At 61.7% G+C, this 19,926-nt stretch carries 21 protein-coding genes and 2 tRNA genes; 13 read left to right on the forward strand and 10 right to left on the reverse strand.

Features of this window, described 5'->3' with window-relative positions; genetic code table 11:
- Positions 1–293: 293 nt before the first annotated feature.
- The 3 genes from ACFSDX_RS09845 to ACFSDX_RS09855 all read left to right on the forward strand — a co-directional run bounded on the left by ACFSDX_RS09845 (position 294) and on the right by ACFSDX_RS09855 (position 4,346).
- On the forward strand, positions 294–1,010 hold the full coding sequence (locus ACFSDX_RS09845; protein WP_382313192.1) for a GAF domain-containing protein: 717 nt from the start codon (positions 294–296) through the stop codon (positions 1,008–1,010).
- Between the two features lie 220 nt (positions 1,011–1,230).
- Complete coding sequence (locus ACFSDX_RS09850; protein ID WP_382313193.1) at positions 1,231–3,126, forward strand: right-handed parallel beta-helix repeat-containing protein; 1,896 nt, start codon at positions 1,231–1,233, stop codon at positions 3,124–3,126.
- Positions 3,127–3,257: 131 nt separating this feature from the next.
- On the forward strand, positions 3,258–4,346 hold the full coding sequence (locus ACFSDX_RS09855) for a glycoside hydrolase family 53 protein (protein ID WP_382313195.1): 1,089 nt from the start codon (positions 3,258–3,260) through the stop codon (positions 4,344–4,346).
- Positions 4,347–4,467: 121 nt separating this feature from the next.
- Here the strand turns inward: ACFSDX_RS09855 and ACFSDX_RS09860 are convergent, their stop codons facing one another.
- The 7 genes from ACFSDX_RS09860 to ACFSDX_RS09890 all read right to left on the reverse strand — a co-directional run bounded on the left by ACFSDX_RS09860 (position 4,468) and on the right by ACFSDX_RS09890 (position 7,806).
- The gene (locus ACFSDX_RS09860) at positions 4,468–5,178 is read right to left on the reverse strand and encodes a M48 family metallopeptidase (protein WP_382313196.1); all 711 of its coding nucleotides are present in this window, start codon (positions 5,176–5,178) and stop codon (positions 4,468–4,470) included.
- A gap of 355 nt (positions 5,179–5,533) precedes the next feature.
- Positions 5,534–5,821, reverse strand: a complete 288-nt coding sequence (locus ACFSDX_RS09865; RefSeq protein WP_382313197.1) for a hypothetical protein — start codon at positions 5,819–5,821, stop codon at positions 5,534–5,536.
- 80 nt (positions 5,822–5,901) lie between these two features.
- Complete coding sequence (locus ACFSDX_RS09870) at positions 5,902–6,129, reverse strand: hypothetical protein (protein ID WP_382313198.1); 228 nt, start codon at positions 6,127–6,129, stop codon at positions 5,902–5,904.
- 39 nt (positions 6,130–6,168) lie between these two features.
- Positions 6,169–6,396, reverse strand: coding sequence for a hypothetical protein (locus ACFSDX_RS09875; RefSeq protein WP_382313199.1), 228 nt, complete (start codon positions 6,394–6,396; stop codon positions 6,169–6,171).
- A 261-nt stretch (positions 6,397–6,657) separates the two neighbouring features.
- A tRNA-Asp gene (locus ACFSDX_RS09880) sits at positions 6,658–6,731 on the reverse strand.
- Between the two features lie 164 nt (positions 6,732–6,895).
- The gene (locus ACFSDX_RS09885; protein WP_382313200.1) at positions 6,896–7,420 is read right to left on the reverse strand and encodes a hypothetical protein; all 525 of its coding nucleotides are present in this window, start codon (positions 7,418–7,420) and stop codon (positions 6,896–6,898) included.
- A 312-nt stretch (positions 7,421–7,732) separates the two neighbouring features.
- Positions 7,733–7,806, reverse strand: a tRNA-Asp gene (locus tag ACFSDX_RS09890).
- Positions 7,807–8,087: 281 nt separating this feature from the next.
- Between ACFSDX_RS09890 and ACFSDX_RS09895 the strand changes: the two genes are divergently transcribed.
- From ACFSDX_RS09895 to ACFSDX_RS09915, 5 genes are all read left to right on the forward strand, one after another.
- On the forward strand, positions 8,088–9,035 hold the full coding sequence (locus tag ACFSDX_RS09895) for an acetyl-CoA carboxylase carboxyltransferase subunit alpha (protein ID WP_382313201.1): 948 nt from the start codon (positions 8,088–8,090) through the stop codon (positions 9,033–9,035).
- 106 nt (positions 9,036–9,141) lie between these two features.
- Complete coding sequence (locus ACFSDX_RS09900) at positions 9,142–9,990, forward strand: MBL fold metallo-hydrolase (protein WP_382313202.1); 849 nt, start codon at positions 9,142–9,144, stop codon at positions 9,988–9,990.
- A 68-nt stretch (positions 9,991–10,058) separates the two neighbouring features.
- Positions 10,059–10,871, forward strand: a complete 813-nt coding sequence (locus ACFSDX_RS09905) for a patatin-like phospholipase family protein (RefSeq protein WP_382313203.1) — start codon at positions 10,059–10,061, stop codon at positions 10,869–10,871.
- Between the two features lie 141 nt (positions 10,872–11,012).
- Positions 11,013–11,585, forward strand: a complete 573-nt coding sequence (locus ACFSDX_RS09910) for a 1-acyl-sn-glycerol-3-phosphate acyltransferase (protein WP_382313204.1) — start codon at positions 11,013–11,015, stop codon at positions 11,583–11,585.
- Positions 11,586–11,910: 325 nt separating this feature from the next.
- Positions 11,911–13,422 (forward strand): DUF4394 domain-containing protein, encoded by a 1,512-nt coding sequence (locus ACFSDX_RS09915; protein WP_382313205.1) that lies wholly within the window; start codon positions 11,911–11,913, stop codon positions 13,420–13,422.
- A 158-nt stretch (positions 13,423–13,580) separates the two neighbouring features.
- On the opposite strand, the gene ACFSDX_RS09920 is transcribed toward ACFSDX_RS09915, so the two are convergent.
- Entirely contained in the window at positions 13,581–14,300 is a 720-nt protein-coding gene (locus ACFSDX_RS09920; RefSeq protein WP_382313206.1) for a carbonic anhydrase, read from the reverse strand.
- Between the two features lie 111 nt (positions 14,301–14,411).
- Positions 14,412–15,080: a DUF4159 domain-containing protein gene (locus ACFSDX_RS09925; protein WP_382313207.1), complete on the reverse strand. Its 669-nt coding sequence runs from the start codon at positions 15,078–15,080 to the stop codon at positions 14,412–14,414.
- 91 nt (positions 15,081–15,171) lie between these two features.
- On the opposite strand from ACFSDX_RS09925, the gene ACFSDX_RS09930 reads away from it, so the two are divergent.
- The 5 genes from ACFSDX_RS09930 (at position 15,172) to ACFSDX_RS09950 (ending at position 19,052) form a co-directional block, all read left to right on the forward strand.
- Positions 15,172–15,651: an ankyrin repeat domain-containing protein gene (locus ACFSDX_RS09930; protein ID WP_382313208.1), complete on the forward strand. Its 480-nt coding sequence runs from the start codon at positions 15,172–15,174 to the stop codon at positions 15,649–15,651.
- 67 nt (positions 15,652–15,718) lie between these two features.
- Positions 15,719–17,095 carry an RtcB family protein gene (locus ACFSDX_RS09935; RefSeq protein WP_382313209.1) on the forward strand — a complete coding sequence of 459 codons (1,377 nt, stop codon included), beginning with the start codon at positions 15,719–15,721 and terminating at the stop codon, positions 17,093–17,095.
- Entirely contained in the window at positions 17,095–17,511 is a 417-nt protein-coding gene (locus ACFSDX_RS09940; protein WP_382313210.1) for a hypothetical protein, read from the forward strand. Before ACFSDX_RS09935 ends, ACFSDX_RS09940 begins: the two co-directional genes overlap by 1 nt.
- A 74-nt stretch (positions 17,512–17,585) precedes the next feature.
- On the forward strand, positions 17,586–18,182 hold the full coding sequence (locus ACFSDX_RS09945) for a Crp/Fnr family transcriptional regulator (protein WP_382313211.1): 597 nt from the start codon (positions 17,586–17,588) through the stop codon (positions 18,180–18,182).
- Between the two features lie 135 nt (positions 18,183–18,317).
- Positions 18,318–19,052 (forward strand): hypothetical protein, encoded by a 735-nt coding sequence (locus ACFSDX_RS09950; RefSeq protein WP_382313212.1) that lies wholly within the window; start codon positions 18,318–18,320, stop codon positions 19,050–19,052.
- Here the strand turns inward: ACFSDX_RS09950 and ACFSDX_RS09955 are convergent.
- Positions 19,049–19,756 carry a 16S rRNA (uracil(1498)-N(3))-methyltransferase gene (locus tag ACFSDX_RS09955; protein ID WP_382313213.1) on the reverse strand — a complete coding sequence of 236 codons (708 nt, stop codon included), beginning with the start codon at positions 19,754–19,756 and terminating at the stop codon, positions 19,049–19,051. The two genes, ACFSDX_RS09950 and ACFSDX_RS09955, sit on opposite strands and share 4 nt — an antisense overlap.
- Between the last annotated feature and the right edge of the window lie 170 nt (positions 19,757–19,926).

The following is a 19,926-nucleotide window of genomic DNA, read 5'->3' on the forward strand; positions in this document are numbered from 1 at the left end:
TGACCTAGGGCGGGGTGGGGTCACTGGGTTATCCGCCAGGCCGCCTAGGGCACTGGCTTGGCCGAGGAAGTGGCGCCGAATGCTTCGGCCAGGGCCGGGCTGGGCAAGCTGTTCCTTGATTTGGTTAGAACTGCTGGTAATCAAGAACTCATCCGAAAAAATTTACCCTGAAAGTAAATCCAGCCGCCCGGCGCCTTACGTAAGTACGAATCAGTGATACCTGTTATAGTTAGCTAGTTAATAAGTTATGCCCATTTTATTCCTTTCCTGCTATCGATTACACGCTACTCCTCATGACGTTGACCCCTACCTTTCTGCTGCCGGCCAATGAGACTGAACGTCTACAAACCCTGCATGCTTACGACGTGCTGCACTCGTTGCAAGAGCCGCTCTTTACCGACATTGCCGAGCTAACGGCCACGCTCTTCAACGTGCCCATTTCGCTGATTGCCCTCGTGGGCGCCGACGAAGTGCAGTACAAAGCTGTGCACGGCCTGCCGGGCCTGCGGAGCCAGCCGCGCGTTGAGGCCATTTGCGCGCTGGCCGTTAAGGAAGAGCAGGTGGTGGTGTTTACGGACTTAGTGCACAGCCACGCCCTCACCCCCGAAGCCGATAAGGCCGCCCGGGCGAAGGGCCTGCGCTTTTACGCCGGGGCGCCCATCTGCGTAGCCGGCGGGTACTGTCTGGGTACGCTTTGCCTCATCGACCGGCAGCCGCGGGTTTTTAGTGCCCCCGAGCAGCGGGTGCTGGAGCAGCACGCGCAAGTAGTAGCGTGGCTTATCGAGATTCGGCGGCATTGCCTGGCCAACCGCGCCCAAGGCCACGACGACTGGGTGGCGGTGCGCACCGAGCTGGCCTGGGAAGTGAAGGCGCTGATAGCGCTGGTGCGGTACATGGCCACCTACTCCGGTACGCACGCGCCTGTGCCCACCGACGTGCTGGAGCTGGTGGGCCGCCGGCTCAGCGACCTGCGTTGGAAACTAGCTGACTACTACCCCGGTGCGCTGTAGCGCGCCGCGCCGCCCCCAGCCGGAAGCTGCTTCACTACGCAGGGCCTGCCCCGATACCTAGGCCGGTATCAGGGCAGGCCCTCGGCGTGTGGGGCCGCCGCGGCGGCGGCTCGCAACAAGTGGGAGCGCTATCTTCACGGTAAAGGAGGCGAGGGCGGCTGGCAATTTTGGAAAGAGAAAGCCCGGCGCCCGCCCGGCTTCCCTCTTTGCCCGATAGCTTATGCAAGTTTCTTCTAGTAGCTGGCGCCAGGCCGTGGCCGTGGTTGCGGCCACACTGCTCGGCAGCGCCCGCGCGCGGGCCGCGCCCGCGCTGCCCACCGTGAACCTAGTAGCCGACTTTGGCGCCGTCGGCGACGGCAAGGCCGATGACCACCCGGCTTTTAGCAAGGCCGAGGCCTACCTCAACGCCCACCCAGCCGGGGCCAAGCTCATCATTCCCCGCGGCACGTACCTGGTGGGGCGGCAAGGCAGCGGGGGCACGCCCGGCGTGAACGGATACTACCACGGTGATGACGTGCTGGAGCTGACCCAGTGCCGCAACGTCACGATTGAGGGCCAGGGCAAGGCCGTGCTAAAGTTTCGGGCGGGCCTAAAGTTCGGGCATTTTAAGGGGGAGTACTGGACGCCGGGCTACGGCATTCACCTGCGCAACTGCACGGGCGTGGCCATTACCAACCTCACTATTGAGGGCAACAGCGATAACTACTACCTAGGCAGCGGCCCGGCCGAGACGGGCGCCAACCAGCAGATGGAAGGCGACAACGACGGTATTTACGTCGATGGCACGCGCAACGTAACCCTCACCAAGGTGAACGCCCGGCACATGGGCCGCGACGGCATCATGCTCAAGTTTGCCGACGGCGCCTACCCCAAGGGCGCGGCGCCCGCCAACCTGACGATGACCGACTGCGCCTTTGAGTACAACGGCCGGGACGGGTTTTCGTGGGTGGCCGGGGCGGGTGTGCGGGCTACCAACTGCCGGTTCAACCACCAGGGGCAGGGCACAATTCGGGCGGGCCTGCGGGCCGGCATCGACATCGAACCCGAAGGCGGTAACTACCTCTGGAACGGCATTTTCACCAATTGCCAGTTCGTTAATAACTTACAGACCGGCGTGCTGGCCGACGCCAACCCCAGCAGTGCGCCTGACCAGGCCCGGGCCATTCAGTTTGTGGGCTGCACCATCAGCGGTAATTTTCAGCCGGGCCGGGGCACCGGCCCCGCCATCGTGGCTAAGTGGCCCAGCCTTTCCTTTAGCAAGTGCACGGTGTATGGCGAGCTGCGCAACGCCTACAACGCGCCCGACGACCAGTCGGCCGTCAAGTTCGCGGCCTGCGCCTTCACCGATGCGCCGCTCAATGGGCAGGCCACCACGGAAACGGCCTTGGTGCAGCTTTACCACGCGGGCAATCGGATGCAGTTCGAGCAGTGCGACTTTACGGTGCGCGCGTACACCCACTGCTTTACCCAAATCGACAACCTAGGCAACCCGCCCAGCCAGAACATTCGCTTCAAAAGCTGCCGCTTCCACACGGCCTATACTCAGCCGCTCACGCCCAACATGCCCCAGGTGCGGGCCAAGGCCACGACCGTCACGTTTGAGGGCAACTGCCAGTTTCTGAGCGACGCCGCCCCCGGGCCGCGGCGCTCGCGCAAGGCGAGCGCCGTGCACCTCGAAACGCCGATTTACAGCTTCTGGCCGGCCCAGGTGGCGGGCACGCTCAGCCTGAGCGGCGGCCCCGACCTGCGCTACATGGTAGACAGCAACGAGCTGACCGTGAAGGCCGGCTCGGTATTGACCATCAATGACCGCAACGAGCTGATAGTGTACACCGGCGGCAGCCTGCGCGTGGAAAAAGGCGCCACGCTCATTGTGAATGCGGGCGGTGAGCTCACCACCATCGGCGGCGGCGTGGTGCACCTCGATGGCACGCTAGTGGTGAAATCGGGCGGCTTCATCTGCGGCGACTGGGGCACGCCCATCCACGTGGGCCCCGGCGGCCGCCTTCAGTACGACCCGGGCGCTAACCTGCGCACCGACCCGCTGCGCTACCCCGACAATGAGCGCAACTGCCAGGGCACGCCGCCCGCCCCGGTAGCCGCCAAAGGGCCGTAGCTCAGGGGCGGCCCACCGGGCGCCCCTAGGGCAGTTTTACTCCTGATTCTTTACTGATGCAGACGGGCGCCCAAACCCGCTTTGGCAGGGCCGATGCCCGCGTTGCTTGTTCTTTCTCTTCTTCCGAATTTATGAAATATTTTGCTTTAGCCGCCCGGCGCGCGGGCCTAGTGCTGGGGGCCGCCTGGGGCGCCGCCTCGCTGCTGGCCGCGCCGGCCGCCGCCCAAGCCTTTGCCAAAGGCGCCGACGTGGGCTGGCTCCAGCAGATGGAGGCCACCGGCTACGTGTTCTACAACGAAAAAGGCGTGGCCCAGGACTGCTTTTCGATATTGAAAGCCCAAGGCATCAATTCTATACGCCTGCGGGTGTTTGTGAATCCGTCTGATGACAAGGCCAGCGGGCACTGCAGCCCCGCCGAGGTGGTGGTGATGGCCAAGCGGGCGCACGACCTAGGGTTCCGGGTCATGATTGACTTTCACTACAGCGACACCTGGGCCGACCCCGGCAAGCAGGCTAAGCCTGCCGCCTGGGCCAGCCACCCCTTTGCGCAGCTGCTGGCCGATGTCTACGACCACACCTTCAGCACCATGACGATGCTGAAAGCCAGCGGCGTCACGCCCGAGTGGGTGCAGGTGGGTAACGAAATACCCGGCGGCATGCTCTGGCCCGAGGGTAGCACCAAGAACTTTGCCCAGCTCGCGCAGCTCATTACCAAGGGCTACGACGCGGTGAAGGCGGTGAGCCCCACGTCCAAGGTCATCGTGCACCTCGACCGCGGCAACGACAACGCCATGTACCGCTCGTTTTTCGACAATTTGACCAGCAACGGCGGCAAGTTCGATGTCATCGGCATGTCGTACTACCCGTACTGGCTCAAGCAGGACTACACCGCGTCCATTGCCAACCTGCGCGCCAACCTGCTCGACATGGTGAGCCGCTACCCCGGCAAGCAGGTGGTGGTGGCCGAAGTAGGCGGTGACTACACCGCCGTGCAAAACACCTACGGCCTGCTGGTGGCCACCCAGCAGGCTGTACGCGCCGTGCCCCAGGGCAAGGGCCTGGGCGTGTTTTACTGGGAGCCCGAAGGCGCCAAAAGCTGGAGCGGCTACCAGCTCAGCGCCTGGGGCGACGAGGGCAAGCCCTCGCCGGCCCTAAAAGCCTTTCTGGCTACCGCTAAAGCCAAGCCAATCAAGCCGCAGCCCATCAAAAAAGCGAAGTAGCAGCCGGGCCTTCGCAGAAAACAGGCACTTTGCTAACCTAGGCGGGGCGGAAAGCGACGCAGCCTTCCGCCCCGCCCCCGAAACGGTTCTTAGGTGGCTGCCCACGGCCCGAGAGGCTACCCTAGGTCGAGGCCAGCGCGGCCAGCTGGCCGTGCCGCAGGGCTTGGTGCGGGGCCTGCCAGTCGGGCATGGCCTGCCCCAGCAGGTGCCAGAAGCGTGCATTGTGGAGGCGCTCGTGCAGGTGGGTGAGCTCGTGCACCACCACGTACTCCAGGCAGGACACCGGCCACTGGCTCAGCTCCAGGCTCAGCCAGATGCGCCGGGCGCGAATGCTGCACGTGCCCCAGCGCGTTTTCATTTGCTTGATGCCCCAGGCGGCGGCCTGCGCGCCCACCACGGGCTCCCACTTGGCCAGCAGCGCCGGCACCTGGGCTTGCAGCTGAGCGCGGCGCCAGCGGGCCAGCACCAGCGCCCGCTGCGCCGCAGTGGCACCTAGGGGCACGTGCAGGTGCAGCTCAGCGGGCAGCAAGCGCACCTGCGGCCGCCCGGCCTGCTCGTGCACGCACAGGCGCAGGGCCTGGCCTTGATAGTAGTGGGTTTCGCCGGTTTGGTAGTGCAGAAGCGGGGCGGGGGTGCGCTGCTGAAAGGCGGCCTGGTGCTTGCGAATCCAGCTTTGCTTGCGCAGCACTACCTCCCGAATGGTGGCCTCCGTGGTGCGCAGCGGTGCGGTAATGCGCAGGCTGCCCTGCGGCGGCCGGATGGACAGCCGCAGCTGGCGCACGGGTTTGCGGACTACTTCCGCCACAATATCATCGATGAGCAAGTGGCGCATGGCCGGTGGGCAAGGGCTAGGTAAGCAGCCCAGCAACTGGGCCATCCGGAGCAAAAATAAGGGCCGGGCACGAGCGCCCGGCCGATATTCCCGGGCCGGGCGCTCGTGCCTGGCCCGGGCTTGCTGCCAGGTATACTACTCAAAAGTATACTGCGCGCCCACCAGCACGTTCAGAAGTAGCCGCTGCCGACGATAAGCGGAGAAGGCACCTATCGTTTTGCTTATCAAGCTACTGGCCGTCTGCTCGACAGTGGGCGACACAGCGGAGCGGAGCGCCGGCCCCAAGGTCAGGTTGGCCCGGGCGGCTGAGGAGCGGCTTTCCATCCGCCGCCGTGCGTAAGGCTGGCGCTGTAGCCTAGGCTTGCGGCGGGGCATCTTGCGCCAACTCGCGGCGGCGCAAAACCTCCTGGTAAGACTGGTCGGGGTAGAGGTAGGAGAGGGACACTGAGGCCAGCGCCGCCCGGGCCGCCTGCGCCGCGGCATCGAAGGGCGAGCCCACGTCGGCGGGCAGGGTGTCGGTGAGCGCCTCGACATCGACGTGAATATCGATGCGCGCTTTGCCGCCAGCCTCCACAACACTCGTCGAGTGAAGCTCGAGCCGTCTGGGCTCGCCATTGACGGTTACGTCGTAAAACCTTTCCATAGCATATTTTTCGCCGGGCTGCGAATTTTAATGAGGGGATGAAGGCCAGCGCGTTGCGCTTGGCCAGCAAGTGGAGGCGCCTATTTAGGTGACTGCTTCAGGGGCTGGGTATCGGGCTTGCTATCGCGAATCATTTTGTCGCCCAGGGCTTTGGTGTCCTTCACCACCTTGGGGCCTTTGTAGGCCGCCGCCCGCTGGCTGGCGGTTTTGGGGGTGGGTTTGGCGGGGGCCGGGGCGGGCGTTTGGGCCTGGGCCGCCAGCAAGGCGGCCAGGGAGAGGATGCTGGCAACAGCAAGGAGCGTTTTCATGCGTGTAGGGAATAGGGGTGGGGCAGCAAGCTAAGCTGCTTAATCTTTTAGTACGGCCCGGCGAGGCATATTGATTGGTCGCGTATCGGGTTTGCTCTTCTCAATAAACTTCTGCCCAACCATCTTACTGGAAGCTGTCCCCTGGGCTTGCCTAGGTTTGGCCGCTGGCTTGGGATTGTTGTGCGTGGTGGCGGGTGTTTGGGCCAGAGCCGGCAGCAGCAGCGCCGCGAGGACCAGGCTGCCAGCAGCCGCTAAAAGGGTTTTCATGGGCGTAGGCAATGAGGTAAAGGCTATATACTGTATAGTACTGCCCCCCGCAGGCAGTCACCCTAGGTAGTAAAAGGCTGGTTAGCAGCAGCCCGCAGGTACAAAGGAAGCAGAAAGCCCACGGGAAGTTGCAGCGCGCACTGCGCAACCCACTCCTCCTCCCGAAATAATATGGCTGGCCGTGCCAAAGCGTGCCGCTGCATCCCGTGGGAAAAGCAAAAAGCCCCTTCCTGCATTCAGGAAGGGGCTTTTCAAACGGAGCGGTCTGGACGGGACTCGAACCCGCGACCTCCGCCGTGACAGGGCGGCATTCTAACCAGCTGAACTACCAAACCGTTTTACCTAAGCCAAAAAACGCTGCCGTTTTCCGCTTTGGTGGTGCAAAGGTAAGTGTATAAAAATTGCTTTTACAAGGAGTGAAGGAAAAATAAATAATGGAAACAGCTAACGTTGTGCCAATGAAGACCTTTAAAAGTATAGCCGCTAGGGAAGACCCAGCTTACGTGCGTTGCAGCTGGCGCTGCTGGGCGCTGATGCGCTGGCGCAGGGCCTCTACCTCCTGCGCGAGGGTGGCCTGCACGGCCGCCGAGCGCTTGGGCGGCACGTGGTAGCCCCGCGGCTGCTCGGTGCGGGTGTGCCGAAGCCACGTAACGGCCTCTGCTACGGTGCCAAACGTAGTAAGAGCCGAGTTTGGCAACCAGCTGAGCACCGTATGTACCAAGTTGTAGCCCCGCAGCGAGGGCGAATACACCCAGGCAACGTGCTCGATGCCCGCCAAGGTCATATAAGGTAAAAAATCAGTAGCCAGCCACGTCGCTACGTTCCAGCTTATTCCCGTCAGCTGTTCGTTGTTGTTGAGCACGTGCGAGTACGGCCGTTCTAGGTAGCAGGCCGCCAGTTCGAGGCAGGCCTGCTGCACGGCGGGCAGGGTAACATCACCTTGCCAGTCCAGATACAGCCAATCGTTGCTTAGGTCGTAGTACACAGCCAGGCAGGAGGTTTGCCGGAGAAGGTGCAAGTTCATGCGTAGCGGAAAGTATAAAGTAGTGTAATAAAGGAAGGAAAGTATCTGCGTAACCGCTTAGTAGTTAAGCGCAAGCTTAAGTTAGATATCCGGCCGCCGCCCCGGCGGGGCCCGCGGCTAAGCTGCCTAGGGCCAGTTGCTGGCGCACGGGCGCCAGCAGCCGGCCAGGGCGCTAAGTCACTTGCCCACAAATTATGCCAGATTAACTCGGCCGGCGCAGTGCCGAGCCTGCTGAAGGTCTGCCGCTTGCCTCAGCAGGTGAAAAAGCAAAAAGCCCCTTCCTGCACTCAGGAAGGGGCTTTTCAAACGGAGCGGTCTGGACGGGACTCGAACCCGCGACCTCCGCCGTGACAGGGCGGCATTCTAACCAGCTGAACTACCAAACCGTTTTACCTAAGCCAAAAAACGCTGCCGTTTTCCGCTTTGGTGCTGCAAAGGTAGGGCGGCCCCAGCGGCGAAACCAAGTCTAGGGGCCAAAAAAGTGCTTATTGGGGTGGTTGGCGGGCGTTGACAGTTGCTGCTCAGGCCAATTATTTTCGGGGCGGGCCGCTGGCAAGGTTTAGGTTTACCTTTGCCGCCCGGTGTTTGGCGGCCTAGGTGCCCCATGGCCGGCGCCCCCGCCGAATCCGCTACCCAATCAGAACCCAGGCTACGATTTCCCTGACATATGCTGCTCGATTTTGAACAACCCATCGCCGCCCTCGAAGGCAAGCTGCACGAAATGCAAAAGCTGGCCGCCGATAGCGACGTGGACGTAACGGACGCGGTAGTGGCCCTGGAGGCCAAAATCAACTCCCTGAAAAAGGAAACCTACGCCAACCTCACGCGCTGGCAGCGCGTGCAGCTCTCGCGCCACCCCGAGCGGCCCTACACCCTGGACTACATCGCGGGCATGGCCGACAAGTTTGTGGAGCTGCACGGCGACCGCACCGTGGCCGATGATAAGGCCATGGTGGGCGGCTTTGCCGAGCTCGACGGGCACGCCATCATGTTTATCGGCCAGCAGAAGGGCCATAACACCAAGCAGCGGCAGTTTCGCAACTTCGGCATGCCCAATCCCGAGGGCTACCGCAAGGCCCTGCGCCTGATGAAGCTGGCCGAGAAGTTCAATGTGCCCATCGTGACGCTCATCGACACGCCCGGCGCCTTTCCGGGCCTCGAGGCCGAGGAGCGGGGCCAGGGCGAGGCCATTGCGCGCAACCTCAAGGAGATGTTTATGCTGAAGGTGCCCGTTATCTGCGTCGTTATTGGCGAAGGCGCCAGCGGGGGCGCCCTGGGTATTGGCATCGGCGACCGGGTGCTGATGCTGGAAAATACCTGGTACTCCGTGATTTCGCCCGAAAACTGCTCGACCATCCTGTGGCGCTCGTGGGACTACAAGGAGCAGGCGGCCGAGGCCATGAAGCCCACGGCCAACGACATGCTGCAAGCTGGGTTGGTTGATGGCATCATTGAGGAGCCGCTGGGCGGGGCGCACACCGACCCGCCGGCCATGATAGCAATTCTCAAGCAAACGCTGGTGAAGACGCTCGCCGAGCTGGCGGCCATTCCGGCCGAGGAGCGGATTTCGCAGCGCATCGACAAGTTTTCGGCCATGGGCGTGGTGGTCGAGTAAGTCATTTAACAAGTAGTAATTAACATTTAACAGTTTGCCGAGACTAGGTTGGAGTGCTGTTGTGTGTTAGCTGGCAGGTTGTTAAATGTTAATTGCTAATTGTTAAATGAAAATTCATTCGCTCGATACTGGTTTGTTTAAGCTCGACGGCGGCGCCATGTTTGGCGTGGTGCCCCGTAGCATGTGGCAGAAGCTGAACCCGCCCGATGCCAACAATATGTGCACCTGGGCCATGCGCTGCCTGCTGGTGGAGGATGGCAACCGCCTGCTGCTCATCGACAACGGTATTGGCGACAAGCAGGACGAGAAGTTTCGCGGGCACTTCTTTCTGCACGGCGACGACTCGCTGGAGAAGTCCTTGCAAAAGCTCGGCTTCACCAGCGCCGACATCACCGACGTGTTTTTGACACACCTGCACTTCGACCACTGCGGCGGCTCGGTAGTGCGGCAGCCCGATGGCACGCTGCAAACGGCCTTCGCCAACGCCACCTACTGGAGCAACCAGGCGCACTGGGACTGGGCCACGCACCCCAACCCGCGCGAGAAAGCGAGCTTTCTGCGCGAGAACATCCTGCCCATTCAGGAAAGCGGGCAACTGCAATTCGTGGACCCCGCCCTGGGGGTGCCGGCCGCGCTGCCACTGCTGAGCGATATCATTTTTGCCGACGGCCACACCGAGAAGATGATGGTGCCGGTGATGCAGTATAAAGGCCGCACGCTGGCCTACATGGCCGATTTGCTGCCCAGCGTGGGCCACCTGCCGCTGCCCTACGTGATGAGCTACGACGTGCGTCCGCTCGTGACCCTGAGCGAGAAGGAGGCCGTGCTGCGCCGCGCCGCCGAAGAAAACTGGGTGCTGCTGCTCGAGCACGACGCCGCGCACGAAGCCTGCACCGTGCAGCTCACCGACAAGGGCGTGCGCTTGGGTGAGACGCTGCGCGTGGCAGATTTATAGTTTTCTACCGCGGAAGGCGCGGACGAGTACGCGGAGGGCCGCGGAAGCCCTATGGTCGTTTTTTTAACATGATAAGCACACAGGAGCCAACCGCCAGCAGCAATAAGCCGACCGCCAAACTCAGCCTGGCACTATCGGGCGGCGGGGCGCGGGGCATTGCGCACCTAGGGGTGCTGGCGGCGCTCGATGAGCTGGGCCTGCCGGTGGGGGCGCTGGCGGGCGCCAGCTCGGGCGCCATTGTGAGCACGTTTTACGCGGCGGGCGTGGCGCCGCGCGAGGTGCTGCGGCTGCTGCAAGCCACCAGCATTCCGCGCCTCACGCGGCCCGTGTTTGGGCGGCAGGGGCTGCTGGGGCTTGATGCGGTGGGGCAATTGCTGGAGCGGCACCTAGGGGTGGGGCTGCGCTTTGAAGACCTGCGGCTGCCGCTGGCGCTGGTGGCCACCGACCTGGAGGCCGGCGAGTCGGTGTACTTCAGCCAGGGGCTGCTGCTGCCGCCGCTGCTGGGTTCGGCGGCGGTGCCCATCGTGTACCGGCCCATAGAGTACCAGGGCCGCCAGCTCGTGGATGGCGGCCTGCTCAACAACCTGCCCGTGGAGCCGCTGCTGCCCCTGGGCATGCCCATTGTGGGCGTGCACTGCAACCCCATCAACCGCGAGGGCCGGCTGCCCAACCTGCGCCGGGTGGTCGAGCGCACCCTCCAAATCGCGCTCAGCGCCAACGTAACCGCCCGCAAAACCCAGTGCGCCCTGCTGATAGAGCCGCCCGAGCTGCGCCAGTATCGCCCGCTCGACTTCCGCAAGGCCGACGAGCTCTTCGAGATTGGCTACCGCCACACCCTAGGGCGGGCCGCCGAGCTGCGGGCGCTGCTGGCCGATGGTTAGTGCAGTTGCGCGGACGTTGTAGTCCGCGATATCGTTCCTTCAAACGCGGACTACAGCGTCTGCGCAACATCCCATCCCGACCTCTAAACGGCAATAGTACTTTTTGCCTAGCTTTGGGGTTCCAAAAACTGCTTTGCTTAGATGGCTGCCCGCAAAACCTCTACCTTCTGGTACTATATCGCTAAAGCTATTTTCGGCGTGGCCGGCTGGAAACAGACCGGCGCCGTGCCGCCCGCCATCAAAAAGTGCATGATGATAGCGGCCCCGCACACCAGCAACTGGGACCTCATCATGGCCCGCGCCGCCTTCTACATTATGGACGTGGACGTGCGCTTTACGGTGAAAAGCGAGTGGACCGAAAACCCGGTGCTGGGGTGGCTGGTGAAGGCCATTGGGGCGCTGCCCGTGAACCGCAGCCGCAACAACAGCCTCGTCGATGGCATGGTGCAGCTCTTCAAGCAGCACGAGGAGCTGGTTATTCTCATCACCCCCGAGGGCACCCGCGCCTACCAGCCCAAGTGGCGCAAGGGCTTCTACTACGCCGCGCTGGAGGCGGGCGTGCCCATCCTGCTGGGCTTCCTCGATTACAGCAAGCGCGAGGCGGGCGTCGGCCCCGTGTTCTGGCCCACTGGCGACTACGAGAAAGATTCGGAAGAAATAAAAGCCTTCTACCGCACCAAAAAGGGCCGTTTCCCGGAGAAAGGTGTGCTGTAAGCGCCGCCAATAAGTAGCCGCTGACCCGCCGCCGCTCCGGTAGCCTCCCCGGCTGCTTGGGCGGCGGCGGCATTTTCGGGACCTAGGAGGCCGGCGGCGAGCAGCCGCCTTGGCGGGGCGCGAGCGCCGGGACTCGTTGCGCTCGTTTGCTAGCAAAAGCGCGTAGCACGGGGTTCTGGAAAGGGCATGAAGCACGGGAAGAAAGCAGTTCGTTGGCTTTTTTTATAGCTTACTAGTCAAATGCTTCGCGCGCTTCGCTGGTTTTTGGCAATCTGAACAGTGGTGGACACCGTAAGAAAGGGCGTTCACCAAAAATTCATCTTGCATGAAGATTTCCCTTTCTAAGTCCATTGGCTCCTCTCTTTTGCTGGGGCTGGGTCTGCTGTTTACCGCCTGCGATAAGGACGACGAGACGGCCCCGGTCAGCAAAATTGACCAGACTTTCCAGGCTCTGTCCGACAACAACCAGTTGTTTCAATTCAACGCCAACAGCGTGACCACGGCCCCGGCGGCCGTCACGATTACGGGCCTGCAAACCGGCGAGCGCATCCTGAGCGTGGACTACCGGCCCGCCACCGGCCAGCTCTACGGCTTAGGTAGCACCAGCCGCTTGTACATCATCAACCCCACGACCGGCGCGGCCCGCGCGGTGGGGACCGGCGCTTTCTCGCCGGCCATCAATGGCACGGTCGCCAGCATCGACTTTAACCCCACCGTGGACCGGCTGCGCCTGGTGAGCAGCACTGGCCAAAACCTGCGCCTGAACCCCGAAACCGGCGCCGTAATGATTACCGACGGCGCTATTAATGGCGCGGCGGGCGCCACCATCTCGGCTGTGGCTTATACCAACCCGACGGCGGGCGCCACCAGCACGGTGCTCTACGACATCGACCCCACCACCGATAAGCTGTACCGGCAGGACCCGCCCAACGACGGCACGCTGGTGGCCATCGGCGACCTGGGGGTGAATGCGACGGGGCTGGCGGGCTTCGACATCGCCGCCACCGACAATAATGCTTTCGCCGCACTCACGGTAGACAACCAGTCGGGGCTCTATAAAATCGACCTAGGCACGGGCCGCGCCACGCGCTACGATAACTTTCCGACCAACACGAACATCGTGGGCGTCGCCATCCCCACGCAGGCCGTGGCCTACGGCGCGGATGCGGACAATAACTTCGTAGCCTTTAACCCCACCGCACCCCAAACGCAGGTGGTCAAGCCCTTCACCGGTTTGCAGAGCGGCGAGCGCGTGGTGGGCCTCGACATGCGGCCCCTCAACGGCCAGCTCTACGGCCTAGGTAGCACCAACCGGCTCTACGCGATTAACCTCGCTACGGGCGCGGCTACGGCCGTGGGCGCTACGCCCTTGGTGCTAACTGGTACTAACTTCGGCTTCGATTTTAACCCCACGGTTGACCGCATCCGCATCGTGAGCGACGCGGGCGTGAACCTGCGCGTGAACCCCACCGACGGCGTAGCCATCGTGGATGGCGTGCTGAACCCCGGCACGCCCAGCGTGTCGGCGGCGGCCTACACCAACAACTTTGCGGGTGCCACCACCACGGTGCTCTATGACTTAGACGCCAACACGGATATCCTATACCGCCAGGACCCGCCCAATGTGGGCACGCTGGTATCGGTGGGCGCGCTGGGCGTCAATATCACCGGCGTGAATGGGTTTGACATCGGGGGCACCAGCGGCACGGGCTTCGCCGTGCTCACGGTGGGCACCACCGCCAGCGTCTACACCATCAACCTGGCCACGGGCGCCGCCACCAAGGGCGCCGACCTGCCCCGGCCGTTGCAGGCCATGGCCGTGGGCCTCGGGTTCTAAAGCGCCCGTCGCTGGCCAGCAGCTGGCTCGCCGCGACCTAGGGCGGGCGAGTTAGCTCACAAAAAAAGCCCCTCCGTGCGGAGGGGCTTTTTTTATGGGCGATTTCCTGGGGCCAGGGGGCTGGGCGGCTACCCCTGGCTCTGGAAAATGACTGGTTCCTAGGCCACCTTCGGGCCCTCTGCGGCCTCGGTGATTTCCGCCGCGGGCGATGGTTCCTTTTTCTCGTTGCGCGCCTGCGTCACCTCATCGCTGAGGTCATAAATCTGCTGGATGTTGTGCAGAATGTGCTCGTAATCCAGTTTCAGGTCTTTGAGCAGGCCGGTGCGCAGGTCGAATACCCAGCCGTGTACCACGGGTATCTTGTGCAGCAAATACTGCTCCTGCACCACGGCCGATTTCAGCACGTTCACGCACTGCTCCTGCACGTTGAGCTCCACCAGGCGGTCGTAGCGGGCGTCGATGTCGGCAATGGCGTCCAGCTCCGCGTGGTGCAGGCGGTACACGTCGCGGATGTTGCGCAGCCAAGGGTTGAGAATGCCCAAATCCTTGGGCTGCATGGCCGCTTTCACGCCCCCGCAGCCGTAGTGCCCGCACACCACAATGTGCTTCACGTGCAGGTGGCGCACGGCGTATTCCAGCACCGAGAGCGAGTTCAAGTCGTTGTTAACGACCATATTGGCAATGTTGCGGTGCACGAATACCTCGCCCGGGGCCACGCCCATCAGCTCCTCGGCCGTCACGCGGCTGTCGCTGCACCCAATGTAGAGGTAGTCGGGCGCCTGGCTGGAGGCCAGCTGGGTAAAGAAATCGGGCGCGTTGGCCGAATGCTCGGCCACCCATTTCTGGTTGTTTTCGAATATTTGCTGGTAGGAAGTCATGGTGAAGTTTTGGTGAAGAAGACTTGGGGCAGCAAGTTAGCACCGGTTTTTAAGCCAGGCATAACGCAGTTAGGCCGTCTTGGCGGCCTGTGCCAGGCTGTTGCCTGAAAATCAGTCCTGTGTCAGGGCGTAACTCACGAGGTTGGCGCCCATGCGCAGGGCCGCGTCGTGCACGGCGGGCGTGTCTTCGGGGTAAGTGCCCACGTCTTCCCAGCCGTTGCCTAGGTCGCATTCGAAGGTATAGAAGCACACCAAGCGGCCTTTATAGACGAGGCCGAAGCCCTGGGGGCGCTTGCCATCGTGCTCGTGCACCTTGGGTAAGCCCTTGGGAAACTGGTATTTCTGGTGGTAGATGGGGTGGGCAAAGGGCAGCTCCACAAACTCGAGTTCGGGGAAAACCTTCTTCATCTCGGGGCGGATGAACTTGTCGAGGCCGTAGTTGTCGTCGATGTGCAGGAAGCCGCCGCCGATGAGGTAGCGGCGCAGGTTCTGGGCCTCCTGGCTGGTGAAGCTTACGTTGCCGTGCCCAGTCATGTGCAGGAAGGGGTAGGTGAGCAGCTCGGGCTGGTCGAGCTCCACGGTGGCCTCGTCGGGGGCGATATTGGTGTGCAGCGCCTGGTTGCAGAAGCTAATGAGGTTGGGCAGGCTGGTTTTGTTGGCGTACCAGTCGCCCCCGCCGCCGTAGTGCAGCTTGGCCAGCTGGTAGCTAGGCGCCGCGGGCGGCGTAGCGGCGGTAGTGAAGAGCAGGAGGGAGGCGGCGAGGAGGATATTGCGGAGCATAAGACTCAACTTATCAATGAAGGCAGTAAGTATAAGCTGACTGGCGAAAAGAATATTTACATTTGAAGCCAATACTTATACTAAATCAGTAATGGCTAGGGCCGGACGACCTAACAAAACAGACCCGCGATTTAACGAAGTTGATTGGCTTATCCGACAGCATGACAACGAGGGCGTTAAAAAGATTTTGTCAGAAACTGGCCTTGAGGCTACTGATAGCTATTTGAGAACCGCATTGATTTTAGCGACTCTCCATAAAAATGCGGACTTGTTAGGCTGGCTTATTTCGCAAGGAGCTAACGTCAACCATCAGGATAGAAATGGCGCTTCAGCCCTGCATTTCGCTGGCCAGGAAAAAAACGAAGAGGCCGCTAAACTCCTCTTAAAGGCTGGCGCAGACCTGAATGTGGTGGATGTGTATGGCAATGCGCCGCTGTGGCGGGCTGTGTTTAATGCGAAGGACGACCTGAGAGTCGTTGAGCTTTACGTGCAGGGCGGCGCTAACCTAGCTGACCTTGCCAAGTACCCTGAGTCATTTAGGAAGATAGTGGAGGCAATTAGTAAAGGTTGATAAGGCTAGGCATAGAGATAAGACTGAGCTTCTCTTTTATGAGAAATATTGAGTAGATATCCATCCCATGACCAACGGCAAAGACCTCCTCGACCTCGGCTTCAAATCGGGCAAATGGTTTAAAGAAGCCCTGGAGCACATCAACGCCCAAGCGCTGACCGGCGACGAAATGCTCGCCTACTTGCGCGAAACCGGCCCGCCGCCCGCGCTGCCGCTGCGGCCCGAGCCTGCGCCATTCTACGAAAACATCCGGGCCGAAACGGCCGTGGAGCAGCAGAACATCGACTACGTGCGGCTATCGATGCAGCAGCTCATGCGCACGCCCACGTTGGTGACGGGCGCCGTGATGCCCGACGCCTGCCCGGCCGGGCCCCTAGGTACTATTCCGGTGGGCGGCGTGGTGGTGGCGCGCAACGCAATTCACCCCGGTATGCACTCGGCCGATATCTGCTGCTCGGTGATGCTGACTAACCTGGGCCACGTCGACCCCAAAACCGTGCTCGACGTGGCCCAGCAGGTCACGCACTTTGGGCCGGGTGGGCGGTCGCCCGAGCGGCAGTACGCGCTGCTCGCCGAATTGCGGGCCGAGTTCGCGGCCAACCCGTTTCTGGACTCCGAGAAAAGCCTCAGCCTGGCCCAGGAGCACCTAGGCACGCAGGGCGACGGCAACCACTTCCTGTACGTGGGCACCTCGGCCGCCACCGGCGACACGGTGCTCGTGACGCACCACGGCTCGCGGGGCGTGGGCGCGCGCCTTTACACGGCGGGCATGAAGGTGGCCGAGCGCTTCCGCCAGCAACTCTCGCCCGAAACCGCCCCCGCCAATGCCTGGCTGCCCGCTGACTCGCCCGAGGGCGAGGCCTACTGGGCCGCGCTCCAAACCGTGCGTAAGTGGACCAAGCTCAACCACCTCTGCCTGCACGATGACATCGTGGCACGCCTGCAAGCGCCCGTGCAACAGCGGTTTTGGAACGAGCACAACTTCGTTTTCAAAGCCGGCGACCTGTACTACCACGCCAAAGGCGCCACGCCGCTCGACCCGCAGTTTATGCCCGACATCACCGGCCCGCGCATCATTCCGCTAAATATGGCCGAGCCCATTCTTATCGTGGAGGGCGAGACCACGGCCAATAACCTAGGCTTTGCACCGCACGGCGCGGGCCGCAACCTCAGCCGCACCCGCCACAAGTACAGCAAGGCCGACAAGACTAAGGAAGAGTGGTTTGCCGAAGAGACGCAGGGCATCGACGCCCGCTTTTTCTTCAACGAAATCGACATCTCGGAGCTGCCCAGCGCTTACAAAAACGCCGCCGAGGTAAAGCGCCAAATCACCGAGTTCGGCCTGGCCCGCACCGTAGACGAGATTCGGCCCTACGGCTGCATCATGGCCGGCGACTGGGAGAAAAACGCGCCCTGGCGGGTGAAGAAGCGGCAGGAGAAGTGATGGGCTTCTGGAATTTCTTCTTTGGCAAGCCGGCGAAACCAAACTCGGCTGACCATTATTTTGAGGACCAATGGTTCTTCAGGCCTAACGGCGAACTTATTAGTCTCATAGTTAATGGGCAGCCGGATAGTCCAACCCAGTGGCAAAAGGACTTTTTTGCGCAGTTGGAAAACGACTATTCACTTATTGTAACCGCCATAATTCCGGATATTGAGGACGAATTCCAAAATTGGAAGCCAGCATTCAAAATAGTTGATTTTGAACGGGAGTTTAAATTGGTTCATTTGGAAATTTCGACCTGCGACCAGCAATCGATAGCGTGGGAAATGTCTTTTGAGACGGTTCACGACCGAAATCATATCGTTATAGTAGGGATGCTTGGCTATGAGCTACAGTACATGCATGTATATGGCTGATATTAGTGCGGGCTGCTCGTTGTTTTGGCTACTAGACTTGTTTAAGAATTCTAATTCGTAAACAAGTCTCAATTATGACGCGGGAAAAACTAATTTCATTTCTCCAAAGCACTGGCTTCGTGAGCGCCCAACAGGCGACCGAAATCGCTGAGCACTTCGCGCCCAAAACGCTGGAAAAGCACGAGTTTTTGCTGCGCGAGGGGCAGGTGTGCGACGAGTATCTGCTGCTGGATACCGGCCTGGTGCGGGCTTTCGCCAACGACCCCGAGGGTAACGACGTGACTACTGGCCTCTACACCAGCGGGCAGTTGGTATTTGAGGTGGCCTCGTTTTTCAACCGCACGCCTTCGCAGGAAAATATGCAGGCCCTGACGGTCGCCTCGGGTTGGGGCATCAGCTACCAGCAGCTCAATGCGCTGTTTCACGCGCGGCCCGAGTTCCGGGAGTTTGGGCGCTCGGTGCTGGTGCGGGGTCTGGCCACCCTCAAGGGTCGGATGCTGGCCATGATAACCAAGACCGCCGCCGAGCGCTACGCCGCGCTGCTGCACGCGCAGCCGCAGCTGGTGCAGCAAGTGCCCCTCAAGTACCTGGCGTCGTACCTAGGCATGACCGATACCTCGCTAAGCCGCATCCGCGCGGGCCGCAAAGACGAGCACGGGGCTGCTCAGTAGCGCGGGCTTGCAGTCCGCGAGTGGTGACGCCGACTAGCGGACTAATCGTCCGCGCTACGGCTGGGCATAAATTCTGAAAGGGGGCATGAGTTCTTGTCATTTGATAAGTAGGGGTGGGACATGGGCCGGGTTCCTTTGTCCCAGTCTTCCACCAACCCCTTTTCGGCGATGCCTACCTTGCCCAACGTGCTCTACCTCAGTTTTATCGCCACAACGCTGCTCGGCGGCTGGCTTTTTTACCGGGCCGCCAATAGCTCGGGGCGCGTGCTGGGCGTGCTCGGGCTGTGGCTGCTAGTGCAAAGTCTGCTCGCGCTCAGCGGCTTTTATACGGTGGCCGCCAGCCGGCCCCCGCGCCTGCTGCTGGCGCTGCTACCGCCGCTGCTGGTGATAGCTGCATTGTTTAATACCGAGGCTGGCCGCCGGTTTTTAGATGGCCTGCGGCTCGACCGGCTCACGCTGGTGCACCTGCTGCGGGTGCCCGTCGAGCTGGTTTTGTTCTGGCTATTTTTACATAAAGCAGTGCCCCAGCTTATGACTTTTGAGGGCCGCAACTACGACGTGCTCTCGGGCCTGAGCGCGCCGGTGGTGTACTATCTGGCGTTTCGGGGCCGGCAAATGGGCTGGCGAGGCCTGCTGGCCTGGAACATCGGGTGCCTGCTTTTGCTGCTCAATATCGTGGTCAATGCCGTGCTCTCGGCCCCGACCGTGGTGCAGCAGTTCGCCTTCGACCAGCCCAATGTGGCCATCCTGTATTTCCCCTTCATTGCGCTGCCCAGCTGCCTGGTGCCGCTGGTGGCGTTGGCGCACCTGGCAGCCATCCGGCGCCTAGTGCGCGAGCGGGCAGCGGCCGTCTTGCCGCTTCCTGGCTAAAGCTCCCGCACTACTTGCGCTGTGAACACGGCCGCCAGCGCCGCCGTCTCCGTGCGCAGGCGCGAGGCACCTAGGGTCACGGGCCGCACGCCGCGACCTAGGGCCAACTCGATTTCGGCCGGCGAAAAGTCGCCCTCGGGGCCGATGAGCACGCAGCAACGCGGCGCGGTGCCGATGACCTGGGCCAGGGCGGTGCGCTCGCCGGCTTCGAGGTGGGCGATGAAGGTGGTGGCGGGGTCGATTTCTTGGAGAAAATCAGTGAAATCGGTCATTTCGTCGAGCTGCGGCAGGTAGGCTTGGCCGCTCTGCTTGAGGGCGCTCACGGCGATTTTCTCCAGCCGCTCGAGCTTGAGCTCGCGGCGCTCGGAGTGGGCGCAGCGCAGGAAGGTGAGGCGCTCGAGGCCGACTTCCACGGCTTTTTCGACCAGCCACTCCATGCGGTCGAGGTTTTTGGTGGGGGCCACGGCCACGTGGGTGTAGGTGGGGCGGGGCCGGATAACCTCTTCGGCGGTGATGCGTAGACTGCAGCGCTTAGGGTTGGCATCGGCCACGGTGGCCGTGTAATGCGTGCCGCGGCCATCCACGAGCGCTACAGCATCGCCGGCGACCAGGCGCAGTACACGCACGGCGTGCTTGCTTTCGTCTTCGGGCAAGAGGAAGGTGGTTTGGCCCGGGGCCATGTCGGGGGCGTAGAAGGTAGGCATTGAAACAGAGCGAGATACCGTGAAAATGAGTTGGCGCTGCTAGCGCGCAACTAGTTTTAAAACAAGAAAAAGCTTAACAGTAATAGTAGTAGAAACAAACGATTTATTAAAATTCCCAAGTATATTTGAAGGAAAATCTGTCAATATTCTGATACAACACCTTTTATTTC

Source organism: Hymenobacter bucti, from assembly GCF_042681145.1.
In the GTDB taxonomy this organism is placed as follows: Bacteria; Bacteroidota; Bacteroidia; order Cytophagales; family Hymenobacteraceae; genus Hymenobacter; species Hymenobacter bucti.